Source organism: Pseudomonas sp. MWU12-2319 (genome assembly GCF_023242525.1).
GTDB classification, from domain to species: Bacteria; Pseudomonadota; Gammaproteobacteria; order Pseudomonadales; family Pseudomonadaceae; genus Aquipseudomonas; species Aquipseudomonas gingeri_D.
Genome location: NZ_JALJES010000003.1, coordinates 15329 through 31694 on the forward strand (window position 1 = coordinate 15329; position 16366 = coordinate 31694).

Sequence of the window (16366 nt, forward strand, 5' to 3'; positions counted from 1 at the left end):
CGCACTTTATTGATGATCAACATGTACGTCCGGCGGTTTGCACCTGAGCCCGCAGCAGCCATAATGACCGCTTTGAATTTACCGTCCCCTTGAAGGATCGCCAGTGAGCCAGTCCCTGATTACCGCCCTGCAAAACCCGGCCCTCTACCCGCATCCGGTGGAAAGCTTCCAGGTTATCGAAACCCACATTTCCTGGGTCCTGCTCACCGGGCCCTATGCCTACAAGATCAAGAAACCGGTCAACTTCGGCTTCCTCGACTTCACCGAACTGAGCGCTCGCGCACATTTCTGCGCGGAAGAACTGCGCCTGAACCAGCGCCTGACCCACGACCTGTACCTGGAAGTCCTGCCGATCACCGGCAGCGTCGAGGCCCCCGTTCTGGGCGGCAGCGGTCCGGCCATCGAATATGTGCTGAAAATGCGCCAGTTCCCGCAGAGCCAGTTGCTGAGCACACTGCAGGCCAACGGTGAACTGACCACCGTGCACATCGACGAAATGGCCCGACAGATCGCCGCGTTCCACCAGAGCGCCCCCGAAGTGCCGAAAGATCACTACCAGGGCACTCCAGAGGCGGTCATGGACCCGGTCCGGCAGAACTTCGAACAGATCCGCCCCTTCCTCAGCGAAAAGGCCGACCTGCTGCAACTCGACGCCCTGCAAGCCTGGGCCGAAACCAGTTTCGAGCGCCTCAAGCCGCTGCTGGCCCAGCGCAAGGCAGAAGGTTTCATTCGTGAATGCCACGGCGACATCCACCTGGGCAACGCCACCGTCATCGACGGCAAGGTGGTGATCTTCGACTGCATCGAGTTCAACGAACCCTTCCGCTTCACCGACGTCTACGCCGACACCGGCTTCCTCGCGATGGACCTCGAAGACCGTGGCCTCAAGAGCCTGGCCCGACGCTTTATCAGCCAGTACCTGGAGCTGACCGGCGACTACCAGGGCCTGGCCCTGCTGAACTTCTACAAGGCCTATCGTGCCCTGGTGCGCGCCAAGGTCGCGCTGTTCAGCATGCCGGCCGAAGATCCGGTGCAACGCGCCAGCAGCATGCGCCAGTACCGCAACTACGCCAATCTGGCGGAAAGCTACAGCACCATTCCGTCGCGCTTCCTGGCCATAACCAGCGGCGTCTCCGCCGTCGGCAAGAGCCACGTCGCCCTGCGCCTGGTGGAAGCCCTGGGCGCTGTACGCCTGCGCTCGGATGTCGAACGCAAACGCCTGTTCGGCGACCAGCAAGTCGAAAACAACGTCGGCGACGGCATCTATAGCCGCGACGCCAGCGTGAGCACCTACCAGCGCCTGCATGAAATCGCCGACACCGTCCTGCGCGCCGGCTTCCCGGTGGTGATCGACGCCACCTACCTCAAGCGCGAGCAACGCAACGCCGCCGCCCAGGTTGCCGAAGCCACTGGCGTACCGTGCCTGATCCTCGATTGCAACGCCCCACAGGCCGTGATCGAAAGCTGGCTGGCCCGGCGCCAGGCCGATGCCGTCGACCCATCCGACGCTACACTGGAAGTGATCGCCGCCCAGCAAGCCAGCCGCGAGGCCCTGAGCGCCGATGAAGTACTGCGCACCAAGCGTGTCGAAACCCATGAAAGCGGGAGCCTCGACGCCCTGGTCGAGCAGATTCGCCAGCGTCTGCCGGGTCTGTAAAAACTATTTCAGCCGTGGGGCCGCAAGTGCTTCACGGCTGAAACATAGTGGCATTATACTGGCGTCATAATTCCAACAGGAGACGTCTCATGAGCCATCCCAAGCTGCTCGACTCACCTTTGTTTGCCCTGCTGCACAAGGATGACATTGCCGGCTTCAACAAGGCCCGCCCCAAGGACGGTCCGATCGACATGCGCGGCGGTGACTTCCGTGGCCTGGACCTGCGCGAACTGAATGCCGAGGGGATCGACTTCACCGATGCCTACTTCCGCTCCGCCGATCTGCGTGGCGTAGATCTGCAGAAATCCATCCTGGTCGGTGCCAGCGTGGCCCATGCGCAGATTTCCGGCGCTTACTTCCCCGTGGAACTGACCCCGGCCGAGATTCTCATGTCGATGCAGTTCGGTACGCGTCTGCGCTACAGCGCCTAGCCCTCGCGGAGGGGCTCGAGGATGGCGGCAGCGCTTGCCGTCTGGTGCCTGCTCACGGCCTCGACAAGGCTCCTGCTGTACGATTTTTCCCTTTGCGCGCCATCCCTGTGCTGCCGGCCAGCGCTGGAGAAAGCCGCGGCTTAGAAGCATTTGCACCAACGCCGAGCAAAGAACCACGTTTTTCCTACTGACCGCCTACACTCCTTTTCAGGCTTGCCTACTCTCGTCCACGCAGCGTTCGGCCGTCGCAAGGAGGCTTGATGAACGATGAACTGCAACACCTGAAGAACCTTGGCAAGACGTCGGCGCAATGGCTGCACGCGGTGGGTATCCATAGCGCATCGGATTTGCGTCGACTGGGAGCGGTGGATGCCTACCGCGCGGTACGAACCCGCGGATTCCGGGCATCGAAAGTGCTGTTGTATGCGATCGAAGGCGCCTTGATGGACATTCATTGGAACGATATCCCTCAAGAACGCAAAGAAGCCTTGAATAAACAGTTGGACGCGATATCGTCGCGTCATAAAAACTGATTTCGCAGGTTTGGCATGTATCTACTCGGGGAGCAACCGGCCTACGCCGAAGAACTGATCAATCGTCTGCAGACGATTCCGGCACAGCTGCTCAAAGGTTTGCCCCCCTGCGCGGCCCCCCTGGAGCTTGAGCAAATCGCTGACCTCGGTGCCTTGCTGCCCGCCGATCAGGTGTTCCTGATCGACAGCGGCCTGCTGCATGCCCGGGTCGACGAGCGTGCATTGTTCTATTTGCATGAAGGCGACCTGGTCGGATTGCGCCAGGGCATCGACTGGCCGCGCTGCGTGCTGAGCAGCGACAACCCGCTGCGTCTGATTCCCTACCGGCGCGCCGACCTCTTCACCCATATCTACGCCGACGAAAGCCGCGCCGAAGCGCTGCTGCGTTACCTGATCGGCCAGACCGCCCTGCTCTCCGACGCCGTCACCCGCCTGAAACAGCCGGAATTTCGCAGCAGCAACGGCTTCCAGCAGGTGGCCAGTGGTGAAGTGATGATCCGCCAAGGTGACGATGCCGACCATGTCTTCATCATTACCGACGGACACGCCGAGGCCTTTGTCGACGGGCACAAGGTCGGCGATGTGCCCAAGGACGAGATTTTCGGCGCCATGGCGGTGTTCACCGGCGAGAAACGCAGCGCCAGCGTGATCGCCAGCCAGCCGTGCACGGTCATGCTGATCCCCAAGGAGCAATTCCTCAGCCTGACCCAGAGCAACCCGCGCATCGCCCACAGCCTGATCGAAAGCATGGCCCGACGCATCGATTTGCTGAACAAGGAAGTCACGCGTCTGAGCGCCATCGGCACAGCGCGCTGAACCATCGCGACCTCGATCACTCATCCGCCGTCGCACCCTGGACGAACGGTCGAGAAAAAGACATTGACTTAGAAATGAGAATCGTTATGATTATCACAACTGATCGCGAGATCGGTTGGATTTTCTGGAAGGCCCTGGTTCGGACTCTCAGATTATCTCCTCATCAGGCTAATCACGGTTATTGACCCGGCTTTTTGCCGGGTCTTTTTTTGCCTGTCCGAAAGCCAGCCGACAAAAATTCCCGCCCTCCTGGTGCGTCAGGCCTCCCCGGGCTCCGGCGCGACCGGAGATTCCAGTCGCGCCAGCAACTCATCCAGCAAGCCGGAAGCCCCGAGCCGCACGTGATCGGCGTTGACCCAGGCGGCGCCGAAACGCGCGCGCGCCAGTTCGATATAGGTCCGCGCATCATCGAAGGTGCGGATGCCGCCGGAAGCCTTCAGCCCCACCAGCCCGCCCCGCTCGGCAATGGCTTCAAGCATGATGCGCACGGCCTGTTCGGTCGCATTGACCAGGACCTTGCCGGTACTGGTCTTGAGAAAGTCGGCGCCGGCGGCAATCGCGCCCTGGCTGGCCTGGCGGATCATCTGCGGGTCGCGCAACTCACCGGTCTCCAGGATCACCTTGAGTTTGGCCCGCCCCTGGCAGGCATCACGACAGGCGGCGACCATGCTCAGGCCGGTCTGCGCATCGCCCATCAACAACGAGCGATAGGGATAGACCAGGTCCACCTCATTGGCGCCGGCGGCGATCGCCTCCAGGGTTTCAGCGACCACCGAGGCGACATTCGGTCCGCCATGGGGGAAGTTGACCACCGTGGCGACCCGGATCGCCTGCCCGCCCTGCGCATCGAGAGCCCGTCGCGCCAGGGCGACAAAACGTGGAAACACGCACACCGCCGCCACCGAACCGAATGGCGTCTGCGCCCGCTGGCAAAGCGAAAGGATGCGCTCGTCATCGTCATCGCCACTCAGCGAGGTCAAGTCGAGCAGGCCAATGGCCTGGCGTGCCAGTTGTTGATCGGCCTCATTCATCTGCTTCATCTTCACTCCCAATCCGGATCGTTGCATAAACCTGACAAGCGTCCGAGGCGCCTCCTCGGCGGTCCTGGCTGCCGGATGAGGCGAAATACGCTATGGGCAGCAGGATAAAGGACTCGTCCGCGCCAAGGCATGTGTCAACCAAAGACCGGGACTCGACCCACATCAGAACAAGATGCGTCCTACCCACTACTGGTAGCCGATACTCGGCAAGGCTTTCAGGGATTCAGGATGCTGGCTGGTGGTATCGACCCCGACCAATTTAGACTCCGCCCCCAGGACACTGACCCATTCCGACAACGCCCCGCCGGCGCTGACCCAGCGTAGCGGCAGTTCGGTCGCCAGGACGGCATGGCTGAGCGCCAGCCCGGCGACGAGGACAAACAGGTGCGAGGCTCCCTAAAGGATCAACATGAAATTTCTCTGCGACTCGAACACCCTCGCCGACAACAGCAGTCGTGGTTTTGATGTGGACGGGCGGCCGCTGTTGGCCGTGCGCCGCGAGGGCCGGGTCTATGTCTATCAGAATCGCTGCCCGCACCGCGGCATCCCCCTGGAATGGCGTCCCGACCAGTTTCTCGACCCCAGCGCCAGCCTGATCCAGTGCGCAACCCACGGCGCGCTGTTCCTGATTGAAAGCGGTGAGTGCGTGGCCGGACCTTGCGCCGGGCAGTCACTGCTGGCGATCCCTTGCACGGAAGACGCGCAGGGCATCTGGCTGACGCCGTGAGCCGCTAGAGCCGCACCGGCAACCGGCGATCGACGCGGATCTCCTCCGACGTCAGGCTCACCCCATAGGCCAGCACCTCGACCCCGGCCGCCACGGCTTCACGCAGGGCCGCGGCATAACCCGGATCAATCTCCTCGGCCGGCCGCACCGCCTCAATGCCGGTCAGGTTCACGCAATACAGCTGCACCGCCCGCACACCTGCGCGTGCCAGGGTGGCCAGCTCGCGCAGATGCTTGGCGCCGCGCTGGGTCACCGCATCCGGAAAGGCCGCCACCGCCGTACCGTCGAAGCCGAGGGTGACGCTTTTGACTTCGACAAACGCCGGCCCCGTCGGATAGTCGAGACGAAAGTCGATCCGGCTGTTCTCCTGACCGTAGGCCACTTCACGTTTCAAAGCGGTAAAACCGCTCAGTTCGCTGATGACCCCGGCACGCAGGGCCTCCTCGACCAAAGGGTTGGCCCGCGCGGTATTCACGCAGGCCAACCGCCCTTGGGGGGTTTCACCGATCTCCCAGGTGCCGGGCAACTTGCGCTTGGGGTCATTGGAGCGACTGAACCAGACCTGCCCGCCCGGGACCATGCAATTGAGCATCGAGCCGGTATTGGGACAGTGAATGGTCAGCAACTCGCCGGAGGCGGTTTCGATGTCCGCCAGGAAACGTTTGTAGCGCTGGATCAGACGACCTTCTTCGAGGGCAGGAGAAAAACGCATCAGCCTTGCCAGCTCCGCAGACCCCGGGCAATCCGCTCCACCGCCTGCTCAAGGCGCGGCAGGCTCTGGGTGTAGGCAAACCGCACATGGTGGCTGGCCAGGTGACGACCGAAGTCCAGCCCCGGGGTAAAGGCCACATGTTCGGTTTCGAGGAAGTGTCGGCAGAACGCGAAGGCATCACCGCCGAACGCGCTGATATCGGCGTACAAGTAGAAAGCGCCCTGGGGCTCCACGGCGATCCCGAAACCCAGCTCGCGCAACGCCGGCAAGAGGAAGTCGCGACGGCGCCCGAACTCGGCCCGCCGCTCTTCGAGAATGCTCAGGGTCGCCGGTTCGAAACAGGCCAGCGCCGCATGCTGGGCCATGCTCGGCGCACTGATGTAGAGGTTCTGCGCGAGTTTTTCCAGGTCCGCCACCGCATCCGGCGGCGCCACCAGCCAACCCAGCCGCCAGCCGGTCATGCCGAAATATTTGGAAAAGCTGTTGAGCACAAAGGCGCTGTCATCGACTTCCAGCACGCTGGCCGCATCGCAGCCGTAGGTCAGGCCGTGATAGATCTCGTCCACCACCAGATGGCCATGACGCTCCTTGACCGCCGCCGACAGCGCCCCCAGTTCGTCCCGCGTCAGCAGGGTCCCGGTGGGGTTGGCCGGCGATGCCACCAGGGCGCCGACACTGTCCTGGTCCCAATGCCGCGCCACCAGGTCGGTGGTGAGCTGATAACGCACCTCAGGCCCGACCGGCACCAGTTGTGCCGCGCCCTCGACCAGGCGCAGGAAATGCCGGTTGCACGGGTAGCCCGGATCGGCCAGCAGCCAGTGTTTACCGGGGTCCACCAGCAAACTGGTGGCCAACAGCAGCGCACCGGAACCACCCGGAGTGATCAAAATACGCTGCGGATCGATATCCAGCCCGTAACGCTGCTGATAAAAGCCTGCTATCGCCTCACGCAATTGCGGCAGCCCACGTGCCGCCGTATAACGGGTCTTACCCGTCTCCAGCGCGGCCTGGCCGGCGCGGATGATCGGCGCGGCGGTGGTGAAGTCCGGCTCACCGATCTCGAGGTGGATCACATCATGCCCGGCGGCCTGCAACTCATTGGCGCGCGCCAGCAGCGCCATCACATGAAAGGGTTCGATTGCGCGGCTGCGCGCGCTGTAGTGCTGAGTCATGGGCCTTCCTTGATTTGACGGGGAATGGGCGATAGACCGATTCTACCCAACCTCGATCACCCTGGAATGTTTAAAGCATCCTACGTTCCCCGGAAGATTGACTAAAATAAACAATTAACCATTGCTTCATGAAGCTGACGTCTTCCATCCGGCATATATTGGCCCGCTTCTTGTAGGAGGGGGACGTTCAGTCACGACGTTCGACTCGACAAGTCCAGCCTCGACAACCGGGAGTAGCGCACCCCGATTCGATCTGGTAAGTTCGCCCGCTTGCAGCCGCAGGGCCGGCAGGTGTCGGTGATGTTGAAATCCTGCGCAATGGATTAGAAGAGTAGAGGCGGTCCATTCATGCCCACCCAAGCAAAGCAGCAAAGCACTGAGCCAAAGATCGGCGGCTTCGAACCCTATGTTGAAAGCAAGGGCGAGGAGTACATGGGCGAGCCCATGCGCAAGCACTTCACCAAGATCCTGCAGAAATGGAAGCAGGAATTGATGCATGAAGTCGACCGTACCGTTGATCATATGAAGGACGAAGCGGCGAACTTCCCTGACCCGGCTGACCGTGCCAGCCAGGAAGAAGAGTTCAGCCTCGAACTGCGCGCCCGCGACCGCGAGCGCAAACTGATCAAGAAAATCGACAAGACCCTGCAGCTCATCGAAGACGAAGAGTATGGCTGGTGCGAGTCCTGTGGCGTCGAGATCGGCATCCGCCGGCTGGAAGCCCGACCGACCGCCGACATGTGCGTCGACTGCAAGACCCTGGCGGAAATCAAGGAAAAACAGGTCGGCAAGTAGTCCCTGCCGAAACCTGAGCAAACGGAGCGTGCGAACGCTCCGTTTTCATTTGTGTCGCCGACGCGGCTTATCGCCTACGGATTCTCCAGTAATATCCGAACCATGACTGCCACCCCCGCCTATATCGGACGCTTCGCCCCCACGCCCAGCGGCCACCTGCATTTCGGTTCACTGGTCGCCGCCCTGGCCTCGTACCTCGACGCCCGCTCGGTCGGCGGACGCTGGCTGCTGCGCATGGAAGACCTCGACCCGCCGCGCGAAGAACCCGGCGCCCAGGCCTCGATCCTCGATACCCTGCAACGCTACGGCTTCGAATGGGACGGCGAGCTGGTCCGCCAGAGCGAACGTCACGACGCCTATGCCCAGGTCCTCGAGCGCCTGTTCAGCCAGGGCCTGGCCTACGCCTGCACCTGTTCACGCAAGGAGCTGGAGCCCTACCACGGGATCTACCCCGGCTTGTGCCGCAATCTCGGCCACGGCATCGAGAATGCCGCCATTCGCCTGCGTGTGCCGGAGCTGAGCTATCGCTTTGAAGACCGGGTACAAGGTTCGTTCCAGCAGCATCTGGGCCGTGAGGCCGGCGATTTTGTAATCCGCCGCCGCGACGGGCTCTACGCCTACCAACTGGCGGTGGTGCTGGACGACGCCTGGCAAGGGGTGACCGATATCGTCCGCGGCGCCGACCTGCTGGACTCCACGCCACGCCAGCTCTACCTGCAGGAGCTGCTCGGACTGCCGCAGCCGCGTTACCTGCACGTGCCGCTGATCATCCAGCCGGATGGCCACAAACTCGGCAAGTCCTACCGCTCGCCGCCGCTGGCGGCCGACCAGGCAACCCCCTTGCTGATGCGCGCCCTGCGTACACTGGGGCAACACCCGCCCGCCGTACTGGAACAGGGCACGCCGCGGGAGGTGCTGGACTGGGGTATCGGCCATTGGGATGCCACACTGATTCCCAGGACAGCCACCCTGGCCGAAGCGCAATTGCACTGACGCCCCTTGCAGGTTGGCGCCCATCCGTTACCATCGCCGCACGTTTTCGGGCACGCACACAATAAAGAGAGGCCGGGATGTACATCTATCGCTTGGTCCTGCTGCTGGTGGTCGGGATCTACCTGTTCTCGCCGGCCATCATGGACTGGTGGATCGACGCCACCGGCGCCTGGTATCGCCCTTATCTGCTCTGGCTGATCCTGATCGTCGTGACCTTCATCCTGCAGAGCCAAAAAGATGCCGATGAGCTTTAGCCTGACCCAGATGCTGCTGATCAGCGCCGCGTACCTGCTGGCGTTGTTCGGCGTGGCCTGGATCAGTGAACGCGGGGTGATCCCACGCTCGATCATCCGCCACCCGCTGACCTACACCCTGTCCCTGGGCGTCTACGCCAGTGCCTGGGCGTTTTATGGCACGGTGGGCCTGGCCTACCAGTACGGCTATGGCTTTCTCTCCAGTTACCTCGGGGTTTCCGGCGCCTTCCTGCTGGCGCCGGTGCTGCTCTACCCGATCCTGAAGATCACCCGCACCTACCAGCTCTCGTCCCTGGCCGACCTGTTCGCCTTCCGCTTCCGCAGCACCTGGGCCGGCGCCCTGACCACGGTATTCATGCTGATCGGCGTGCTGCCGCTGCTGGCGTTGCAGATCCAGGCGGTGGCCGACTCCATCGGCATCCTCACCCGCGAACCGGTGCAGCACCGGGTAGCCCTGAGCTTCTGCGCGCTGATCAGCCTGTTCACCATCTTCTTCGGCTCGCGGCATATCGCCACCCGGGAAAAACACGAAGGCCTGGTGTTCGCCATTGCCTTCGAGTCGGTGATCAAGCTGATCGCCATCGGCGGGGTTGGCCTCTACGCCTTGTACGGAGTGTTCGACGGCCCGCAGCAGCTCGAGCTCTGGCTGCTGCAGAACCAGACCGCCCTGGCCGCGTTGCACACGCCGTTGCAGGAAGGTCCGTGGCGCACCCTGCTGCTGGTGTTCTTCGCCTCGGCCATTGTGATGCCGCACATGTATCACATGACCTTCACCGAGAACCTTAACCCGCGCTCCCTGGTGAGCGCCAGCTGGGGCCTGCCGCTGTTCCTGCTGCTGATGAGCCTGGCGGTGCCGCTGATTCTCTGGGCCGGACTCAAGCTCGGCGCCACCACCAACCCGGAATACTTCACCCTCGGCATCGGCATTGCCGCCAACAACGAGGCCCTGGCCCTGCTGGCCTACGTCGGCGGACTCTCGGCCGCCAGCGGGCTGATTATCGTCACCACCCTGGCACTGTCGGGCATGGCCCTGAACCACCTGGTGCTGCCGCTCTACCAGCCGCCGGCCGAAGGCAATATCTATCGCTGGCTGAAGTGGACGCGCCGTGCCCTGATCGTTGCCATCATCATGGCCGGCTATGGTTTCTACCTGCTGCTGGGCGCCGAGCAGGATCTCGCCAACCTCGGCATCGTCGCCTTCGTCGCGACCCTGCAATTCCTCCCTGGCGTGCTCTCGGTGCTGTACTGGCCGACCGCCAACCGGCGCGGTTTCATTGCCGGCCTGCTGGCGGGGATCCTGGTCTGGCTGGTGACCATGCTGCTGCCGTTGGTCGGCAACCTGCAGGGCTTCTATGTGCCGCTGCTGAACATGATCTATGTGCTCGACGACACCAGTTGGCATATGGCGGCCATCGCCTCCCTGGCGGCCAACGTGCTGATGTTCACCCTGATCTCGCTGTTCACCAGCGCCAGCCCCGAAGAGGCCAGCGCCGCCGAAGCCTGTGCGGTGGACAATGTGCGCCGGCCGCAACGCCGTGAACTGCACGCCGCCTCGCCACAGGAATTCGCCACCCAACTGGCCAAGCCGCTGGGGGCCAAGGCCGCGCAGAAAGAGGTCGAACAGGCCCTGCGCGATCTCTACCTGCCTTTCGACGAGCGCCGCCCCTACGCCCTGCGCCGCCTGCGCGACCGTATCGAGGCCAACCTGTCCGGGCTGATGGGCCCGAGCGTGGCCCAGGACATGGTGGAAACCTTCCTGCCCTACAAGGCCGGTGGCGAAAGCTATGTCACCGAAGACATCCACTTCATCGAAAGCCGCCTGGAAGACTACCACTCGCGTCTCACCGGCCTTGCCGCCGAACTCGACGCCCTGCGCCGCTACCACCGCCAGACCCTGCAGGAACTGCCGATGGGCGTCTGCTCGCTGGCCAAGGACCAGGAGATCCTGATGTGGAACAAGGCCATGGAAGAGCTCACCGGCGTGGCCGCGCAGCGCGTGGTCGGCTCGCGCCTGGGCACCCTCGGCGAGCCGTGGAAGGACTTGCTGCAAGGCTTTATCAACCTCCCCGACGAACACCTGCACAAACAGCACCTGGCCCTCGATGGCCAGACCCGCTGGCTGAACCTGCACAAGGCGGCGATCGACGAGCCGCTGGCGCCGGGCAACAGTGGCCTGGTGCTGCTGGTCGAGGACCTCACCGAAACCCAGATGCTCGAAGACAAGCTGGTGCACTCCGAGCGCCTGGCGAGCATCGGCCGGCTGGCGGCTGGCGTGGCCCACGAGATCGGCAACCCGATCACCGGCATCGCCTGCCTGGCGCAGAACCTGCGCGAAGAGCGCGAGGACGACAGCGAACTGACCGAAATCAGCGGGCAGATCCTCGAACAGACCAAGCGCGTCTCGCGCATCGTCCAGTCGCTGATGAGCTTCGCCCACGCCGGCAGTCACCAGCACAACGACGAAGCCGTCTGTCTGGCCGAGGTCGCCCAGGATGCCATTGGTCTGCTGGCCTTGAACCGGCGCAACTTCGAAGTACAGTTCTTCAACCTGTGCGATCCCGAGCACTGGGTCGACGGCGATTCCCAACGCCTGGCCCAGGTGCTCATCAACCTGCTCTCCAACGCCCGTGACGCCTCGCCTGCCGGCGCGGCGGTGCGGGTCAAGAGCGAAGCTTTCGAACACACCGTCGACCTGATCGTCGAGGACGAAGGCACGGGTATCCCGAAGAACATCATGGACCGATTGTTCGAACCCTTCTTCACCACCAAGGATCCAGGCGAGGGCACCGGTCTGGGCCTTGCTCTGGTCTATTCCATCGTTGAAGAGCATTATGGACAAATCACCATCGACAGCCCGGCTGACATCCAAAGCCAACGTGGCACCCGTATCCGGGTCACCCTGCCGCGTCATGTCGAAGCGACGTCCGCTGTGAACTGAGACCGTCGAGAGAACCGAATCAATGCCGCACATTCTGATCGTCGAAGACGAAACCATTATCCGCTCCGCCCTGCGTCGCCTGCTGGAACGTAATCAGTACCAGGTCAGCGAAGCCGGTTCGGTGCAGGAAGCCCAGGAACGTTTCAGTATCCCCTCGTTCGACCTGATCGTCAGCGACCTGCGCCTGCCCGGCGCTCCCGGCACCGAGCTGATCAAGCTCGGCCAGGGCACCCCCGTGCTGATCATGACCAGCTACGCCAGCCTGCGCTCGGCCGTGGACTCGATGAAGATGGGCGCGGTGGACTACATCGCCAAGCCGTTCGACCACGACGAGATGCTCCAGGCCGTGGCCCGCATCCTCCGTGATCGCCAGGGCAACCAAGGCGCGCCGGCCGAGAAAGTCGCCGGCAAGGGCAATGGCGCGGCGGAAAAAGCCGGTGCCAACAACACCAATGGCGAAATCGGCATCATCGGCTCCTGTCCGCCGATGCAGGACCTCTACAGCAAGATCCGCAAAGTCGCGCCCACCGACTCCAACGTCCTGGTCCAGGGCGAGTCGGGTACCGGCAAGGAGCTGGTGGCCCGCGCCCTGCACAACCTGTCCAAGCGCGCCAAGGCACCGATGATCTCGGTCAACTGCGCGGCGATTCCCGAAAGCCTGATCGAATCCGAACTGTTCGGCCACGAAAAAGGCGCCTTCACCGGGGCCAGCGCCGGTCGCGCCGGCCTGGTGGAAGCGGCGGACGGCGGCACGCTGTTCCTCGACGAAATCGGCGAGCTGCCCCTCGAAGCCCAGGCACGCCTGCTGCGGGTATTGCAGGAAGGCGAGATCCGCCGGGTCGGCTCGGTGCAGTCGCAGAAAGTCGATGTGCGCCTGATCGCCGCGACCCACCGCGACCTCAAGAGCCTGGCCAAGATCGGCCAGTTCCGCGAAGACCTTTACTACCGCCTGCACGTGATCGCCCTGAAGCTGCCGGCCTTGCGCGAGCGCGGCGCCGACGTCAACGAGATCGCCAATGCTTTCCTCGCCCGCCAGAGCGCACGGGTGGGTCGTACCGACCTGCGCTTCGCTCCCGACGCCGAGCAAGCCATTCGCCATTACTCCTGGCCGGGTAACGTCCGCGAACTGGAGAATGCGGTCGAGCGCGCGGTGATCCTGTGCGAAAGCCCGGAAATTTCCGCCGACCTGCTGGGCATCGACATCGAGCTCGGGGATCTGGAAGAGGAAGAATTCATCGGCCTGGTGCCGCAACAGGCCAGCGCCAGTAACGCCAGCCATGAGCCGACCGAGGACCTGTCACTGGAAGACTACTTCCAGCACTTCGTCCTCGAGCACCAGGACCATATGACCGAGACCGAGCTGGCACGCAAACTCGGGGTCAGCCGCAAGTGCCTGTGGGAACGGCGCCAGCGCCTGGGCATTCCACGGCGCAAGACCGGGGTGGCCAGCGAGAGCTGAGCCGGGGGCGCCTCCACAGGTAACACCGCACCTTGTGAAAAAACTGTTACCCCGGGATTTTCACGTAACAAAAGCCGGGTCTATCGGTAACGAAGATCCGGTTTTTTTTCGCCTGAAAAAAACCATTTTCTCGGGAAAACCCAATGTTTACGGGGTTTCGAAAAAGTTGGCACGGCACCTGCTATAGCTTTGGTACAAGAACAATAACAAGCACTGCACCAGACAATAAAAACAAGACGTATCGACTCACGCACAATAAAAACAACACGGCGAGAGGCGTAGCTAACTGATTCTTTTGGAGAAGTACTGTAATTGGGGCTTGCCCCGCGACCAGGCCGAGAACAACAAAAACTGCCCTCAAAGCAGCGCCTGAACTGGTTGGATCCTCTGGATCATTACACTGCAGCGATCAAAGCAATCCGTTTGCTCTTGGCTCCCGATTGGGAGAGCCCACTGGCTTGAAGCCTAGTGGCACAGGGCGATCAACAAAAACAAGAAGCCCGAAACCATAATAAAAATAGAGCACGCAACTACTTCTGGGGGAGCTTCGGCTCCCCTTGTAGTTTCCGCGATACAGACCCGCCCTGCTCAGCCCCACCGCCCCCGATTGATTGGCAGCCTTCACAACGCCCACGGCAGGCCCTCTATCACGGTCCCTGGCCGATACTGTGGCGGCTTCCTACACCATCCCTCGACTAAATGCTAGAATCCTCGCCCATCGTGCGGTCATTCTTTGAGGTGGCCGAATATTCCTTCAAACAGTGCCTCCCATGCTGAAGAAGCTGTTCCAGTCATTACGTTCTCCCTCGCGTCGAACGCAACATAAACGCAGCACCCCTGAAGTGCTCAACAGTGGCCAGCACTCGCTGCAAAAGGCCCAGTTCAGCCGGTATGCGGTCAATATCGTCGAACGCCTGCAGAATGCCGGCTACCAGGCCTATCTGGTCGGCGGTTGCGTGCGCGACATGCTGCTCAATATCACGCCCAAGGATTTCGACGTCGCCACCAGCGCCACGCCGGAGCAGATCCGCGCCGAATTCCGCAACGCCCGGATCATCGGTCGTCGCTTCAAGCTGGTGCATATCCACTTCGGTCGGGAAATCATCGAGGTCGCGACCTTTCGCGCCAACCACCCGCAGGACGAAGACGAGGACAGCAATCAGTCCTCGCGTAACGAAAGCGGGCGGATTCTGCGCGACAATGTCTACGGCACCCTCGAAGACGACGCCCAGCGCCGCGACTTCACCATCAACGCCCTGTATTACGATCCGGTCAGCGAACGCATCCTCGACTACGCCAACGGCGTGCACGATATCCGCAATCGCCTGATCCGCCTGATCGGCGACCCGACCCAGCGCTACCAGGAAGACCCGGTACGGATGCTGCGGGCCGTGCGTTTCGCCGCCAAGCTGGACTTCGGTATCGAGAAGCACACCGTCGCGCCGATTCGCAAGCTGGCACCGATGCTCCGCGAGATCCCGTCGGCGCGCCTGTTCGAAGAAGTGCTCAAGCTGTTCCTCTCGGGATATGCCGCCGACACCTTCGAAATGCTGGTCGACCTCAAGCTGTTCGAGCCGCTGTTCCCGGCCAGCTTCGAGGCCCTGGAACACAATCCGACCTACACCCACACCCTGATCAGCGAAGCCTTGGTCAACACCGACCTGCGCATCCAGCAGAACAAGCCGGTGACCCCGGCGTTCCTGTTTGCCGCGCTGCTCTGGCCGGCCTTGCCGGGCCGTGTGCTGCGACTGCAGGCGAAGGGCATGCCGCCGATTCCGGCGATGCAGGAAGCCGCCCACGAGTTGATCAGCGAACAGTGCCAGCGTATTGCGATTCCGAAGCGCTTCACCCTGCCGATCCGCGAGATCTGGGACATGCAGGAACGCCTGCCACGGCGTAGCGGCAAACGTGCCGACCTGCTGCTGGACAACCCGCGTTTCCGCGCCGGCTACGACTTCCTGCTGCTGCGCGAAACCGCCGGCGAAGAGACCGATGGCCTGGGCGAATGGTGGACGGACTACCAGGATGCCAATGACGCCGGTCGACGCGACATGATCCGTGACCTGGGCAGCAAGGACGACGGTACCGGCAGCGGTCCGCGCAAACGTCGACGCAGCACCGCCGGCAAGCGCAAGCGTGCCGCCGGTACGGACGAGTAAGTCGATGGAACACGTGTATATCGGGCTGGGCAGCAACCTGGCGGACCCGGCGGAGCAATTGCGCAACGCCGTCCAGGCCCTGGGGCAACTGCCCGACACCGTGCTGGCGGGCGTTTCCGCGTTCTACCAGAGCGATTCGCTGCTGCCCGGCCAACCGCGCTACACCAATGCCGTCGTCGCCCTCGACAGCGACCTGGCACCCCTGGCGCTGCTGGATGCGCTGCAAGCCATCGAAATCGACCAGGGCCGCGAACGGCATGAGCGCTGGGGGCCGCGTACCCTTGACCTGGATATCCTGTTATTCGGTGAGCGGCTGATCGACGAGCCGCGCCTGAAGGTCCCGCATTACCATATGCACGCCCGGGCGTTCGTGCTCTACCCCCTGGCGGAACTGGCTCCGGCAGATTTGCAGCTGGCCGATGGCCGCAGCCTCAAGGCGCTGCTGGCGGATTGCCCGTTCGTCGGCCTGGAACGCCTGCAGCCCTCCCACTGCTGAATCGCATCAGTTACGCCGGTAACACTCCCGGCGTAACATTGCGGTAACACACACGATTGACTTCCCCAGTTCTCCTCACGACTATAGGCGTCCCGTTGCCGCCTCTGCGGCGTTTGAAGGGCGCAATCCAGGCTTTGCAAGCACGACATCAGAACGTGCGCCTGTATACACGACGAATCACGCG

15 protein-coding genes and 1 pseudogene are annotated in these 16366 nt (G+C 62.6%); 12 read left to right on the forward strand and 4 right to left on the reverse strand.

Features of this window, described 5'->3' with window-relative positions:
• The first annotated feature begins 103 nt into the window (after positions 1-103).
• The 4 genes from M5C01_RS05635 to M5C01_RS05650 all read left to right on the forward strand — a co-directional run bounded on the left by M5C01_RS05635 (position 104) and on the right by M5C01_RS05650 (position 3437).
• Positions 104-1657 (forward strand): bifunctional aminoglycoside phosphotransferase/ATP-binding protein, encoded by a 1554-nt coding sequence (locus M5C01_RS05635; protein WP_178129777.1) that lies wholly within the window; start codon positions 104-106, stop codon positions 1655-1657.
• A gap of 89 nt (positions 1658-1746) precedes the next feature.
• Positions 1747-2088, forward strand: a complete 342-nt coding sequence (locus tag M5C01_RS05640; RefSeq protein ID WP_103495463.1) for a pentapeptide repeat-containing protein — start codon at positions 1747-1749, stop codon at positions 2086-2088.
• Positions 2089-2348: 260 nt separating this feature from the next.
• A complete protein-coding gene (locus M5C01_RS05645; protein WP_100939569.1) occupies positions 2349-2621 on the forward strand; it encodes a TfoX/Sxy family protein in 273 nt (90 codons plus the stop codon).
• 15 nt (positions 2622-2636) lie between these two features.
• Entirely contained in the window at positions 2637-3437 is an 801-nt protein-coding gene (locus tag M5C01_RS05650) for a cyclic nucleotide-binding domain-containing protein (RefSeq protein WP_152737608.1), read from the forward strand.
• Positions 3438-3694: 257 nt separating this feature from the next.
• Here M5C01_RS05650 and deoC read toward each other — a convergent pair whose 3' ends face one another.
• Together deoC and M5C01_RS05660 are read right to left on the reverse strand one after the other, a co-directional pair.
• A complete protein-coding gene (deoC, locus tag M5C01_RS05655) occupies positions 3695-4477 on the reverse strand; it encodes a deoxyribose-phosphate aldolase (protein WP_152737609.1) in 783 nt (260 codons plus the stop codon).
• 189 nt (positions 4478-4666) lie between these two features.
• Positions 4667-4861 (reverse strand): annotated as a pseudogene (locus M5C01_RS05660) (hemin ABC transporter substrate-binding protein); the annotation flags it as partial.
• Positions 4862-4886: 25 nt separating this feature from the next.
• Here M5C01_RS05660 and M5C01_RS05665 point away from each other — a divergent pair.
• Positions 4887-5204, forward strand: coding sequence for a Rieske (2Fe-2S) protein (locus tag M5C01_RS05665; RefSeq protein WP_152737610.1), 318 nt, complete (start codon positions 4887-4889; stop codon positions 5202-5204).
• 4 nt (positions 5205-5208) lie between these two features.
• Here the strand turns inward: M5C01_RS05665 and sfsA are convergent, their stop codons facing one another.
• Both sfsA and M5C01_RS05675 read right to left on the reverse strand, forming a co-directional pair.
• Positions 5209-5916, reverse strand: coding sequence for a DNA/RNA nuclease SfsA (gene sfsA, locus M5C01_RS05670; protein ID WP_152737611.1), 708 nt, complete (start codon positions 5914-5916; stop codon positions 5209-5211).
• A complete protein-coding gene (locus tag M5C01_RS05675; protein WP_152737612.1) occupies positions 5916-7088 on the reverse strand; it encodes a pyridoxal phosphate-dependent aminotransferase in 1173 nt (390 codons plus the stop codon). The genes sfsA and M5C01_RS05675 overlap by 1 nt, the downstream gene beginning before the upstream one ends.
• Before the next feature lie 348 nt (positions 7089-7436).
• Here M5C01_RS05675 and dksA point away from each other — a divergent pair, with 348 nt between their 5' ends.
• The 7 genes from dksA to folK all read left to right on the forward strand — a co-directional run bounded on the left by dksA (position 7437) and on the right by folK (position 16182).
• Entirely contained in the window at positions 7437-7883 is a 447-nt protein-coding gene (dksA, locus tag M5C01_RS05680; protein WP_100939578.1) for an RNA polymerase-binding protein DksA, read from the forward strand.
• A 102-nt stretch (positions 7884-7985) separates the two neighbouring features.
• Positions 7986-8876, forward strand: coding sequence for a tRNA glutamyl-Q(34) synthetase GluQRS (gene gluQRS, locus M5C01_RS05685; protein WP_152737613.1), 891 nt, complete (start codon positions 7986-7988; stop codon positions 8874-8876).
• A 77-nt stretch (positions 8877-8953) separates the two neighbouring features.
• On the forward strand, positions 8954-9130 hold the full coding sequence (locus M5C01_RS05690; protein WP_003176118.1) for a hypothetical protein: 177 nt from the start codon (positions 8954-8956) through the stop codon (positions 9128-9130).
• The gene (locus M5C01_RS05695; RefSeq protein ID WP_178129778.1) at positions 9114-12068 is read left to right on the forward strand and encodes a sensor histidine kinase; all 2955 of its coding nucleotides are present in this window, start codon (positions 9114-9116) and stop codon (positions 12066-12068) included. The genes M5C01_RS05690 and M5C01_RS05695 overlap by 17 nt, the downstream gene beginning before the upstream one ends.
• Positions 12069-12090: 22 nt before the next feature.
• Complete coding sequence (locus tag M5C01_RS05700; RefSeq protein WP_103495471.1) at positions 12091-13527, forward strand: sigma-54 dependent transcriptional regulator; 1437 nt, start codon at positions 12091-12093, stop codon at positions 13525-13527.
• A gap of 770 nt (positions 13528-14297) precedes the next feature.
• Positions 14298-15686 carry a polynucleotide adenylyltransferase PcnB gene (locus M5C01_RS05705; RefSeq protein WP_103495472.1) on the forward strand — a complete coding sequence of 463 codons (1389 nt, stop codon included), beginning with the start codon at positions 14298-14300 and terminating at the stop codon, positions 15684-15686.
• A gap of 4 nt (positions 15687-15690) precedes the next feature.
• A complete protein-coding gene (gene folK, locus M5C01_RS05710) occupies positions 15691-16182 on the forward strand; it encodes a 2-amino-4-hydroxy-6-hydroxymethyldihydropteridine diphosphokinase (protein ID WP_152737614.1) in 492 nt (163 codons plus the stop codon).
• The last annotated feature ends 184 nt before the right edge of the window (positions 16183-16366 follow it).

Excerpts from the sequence above, each read along its gene's own strand:
- deoC (WP_152737609.1), bottom strand. The coding sequence starts at position 4,477 with ATGAAGCAGATGAATGAGGCCGATCAACAACTGGCACGCCAGGCCATT.
- M5C01_RS05645 (WP_100939569.1), top strand. The coding sequence starts at position 2,349 with ATGAACGATGAACTGCAACACCTGAAGAACCTTGGCAAGACGTCGGCG.
- M5C01_RS05640 (WP_103495463.1), top strand. The coding sequence starts at position 1,747 with ATGAGCCATCCCAAGCTGCTCGACTCACCTTTGTTTGCCCTGCTGCAC.
- M5C01_RS05690 (WP_003176118.1), top strand. The coding sequence starts at position 8,954 with ATGTACATCTATCGCTTGGTCCTGCTGCTGGTGGTCGGGATCTACCTG.
- gluQRS (WP_152737613.1), top strand. The coding sequence starts at position 7,986 with ATGACTGCCACCCCCGCCTATATCGGACGCTTCGCCCCCACGCCCAGC.
- sfsA (WP_152737611.1), bottom strand. The coding sequence starts at position 5,916 with ATGCGTTTTTCTCCTGCCCTCGAAGAAGGTCGTCTGATCCAGCGCTAC.
- folK (WP_152737614.1), top strand. The coding sequence starts at position 15,691 with ATGGAACACGTGTATATCGGGCTGGGCAGCAACCTGGCGGACCCGGCG.
- M5C01_RS05695 (WP_178129778.1), top strand. The coding sequence starts at position 9,114 with ATGCCGATGAGCTTTAGCCTGACCCAGATGCTGCTGATCAGCGCCGCG.
- M5C01_RS05700 (WP_103495471.1), top strand. The coding sequence starts at position 12,091 with ATGCCGCACATTCTGATCGTCGAAGACGAAACCATTATCCGCTCCGCC.
- M5C01_RS05650 (WP_152737608.1), top strand. The coding sequence starts at position 2,637 with ATGTATCTACTCGGGGAGCAACCGGCCTACGCCGAAGAACTGATCAAT.
- dksA (WP_100939578.1), top strand. The coding sequence starts at position 7,437 with ATGCCCACCCAAGCAAAGCAGCAAAGCACTGAGCCAAAGATCGGCGGC.
- M5C01_RS05675 (WP_152737612.1), bottom strand. The coding sequence starts at position 7,088 with ATGACTCAGCACTACAGCGCGCGCAGCCGCGCAATCGAACCCTTTCAT.
- M5C01_RS05705 (WP_103495472.1), top strand. The coding sequence starts at position 14,298 with ATGCTGAAGAAGCTGTTCCAGTCATTACGTTCTCCCTCGCGTCGAACG.
- M5C01_RS05665 (WP_152737610.1), top strand. The coding sequence starts at position 4,887 with ATGAAATTTCTCTGCGACTCGAACACCCTCGCCGACAACAGCAGTCGT.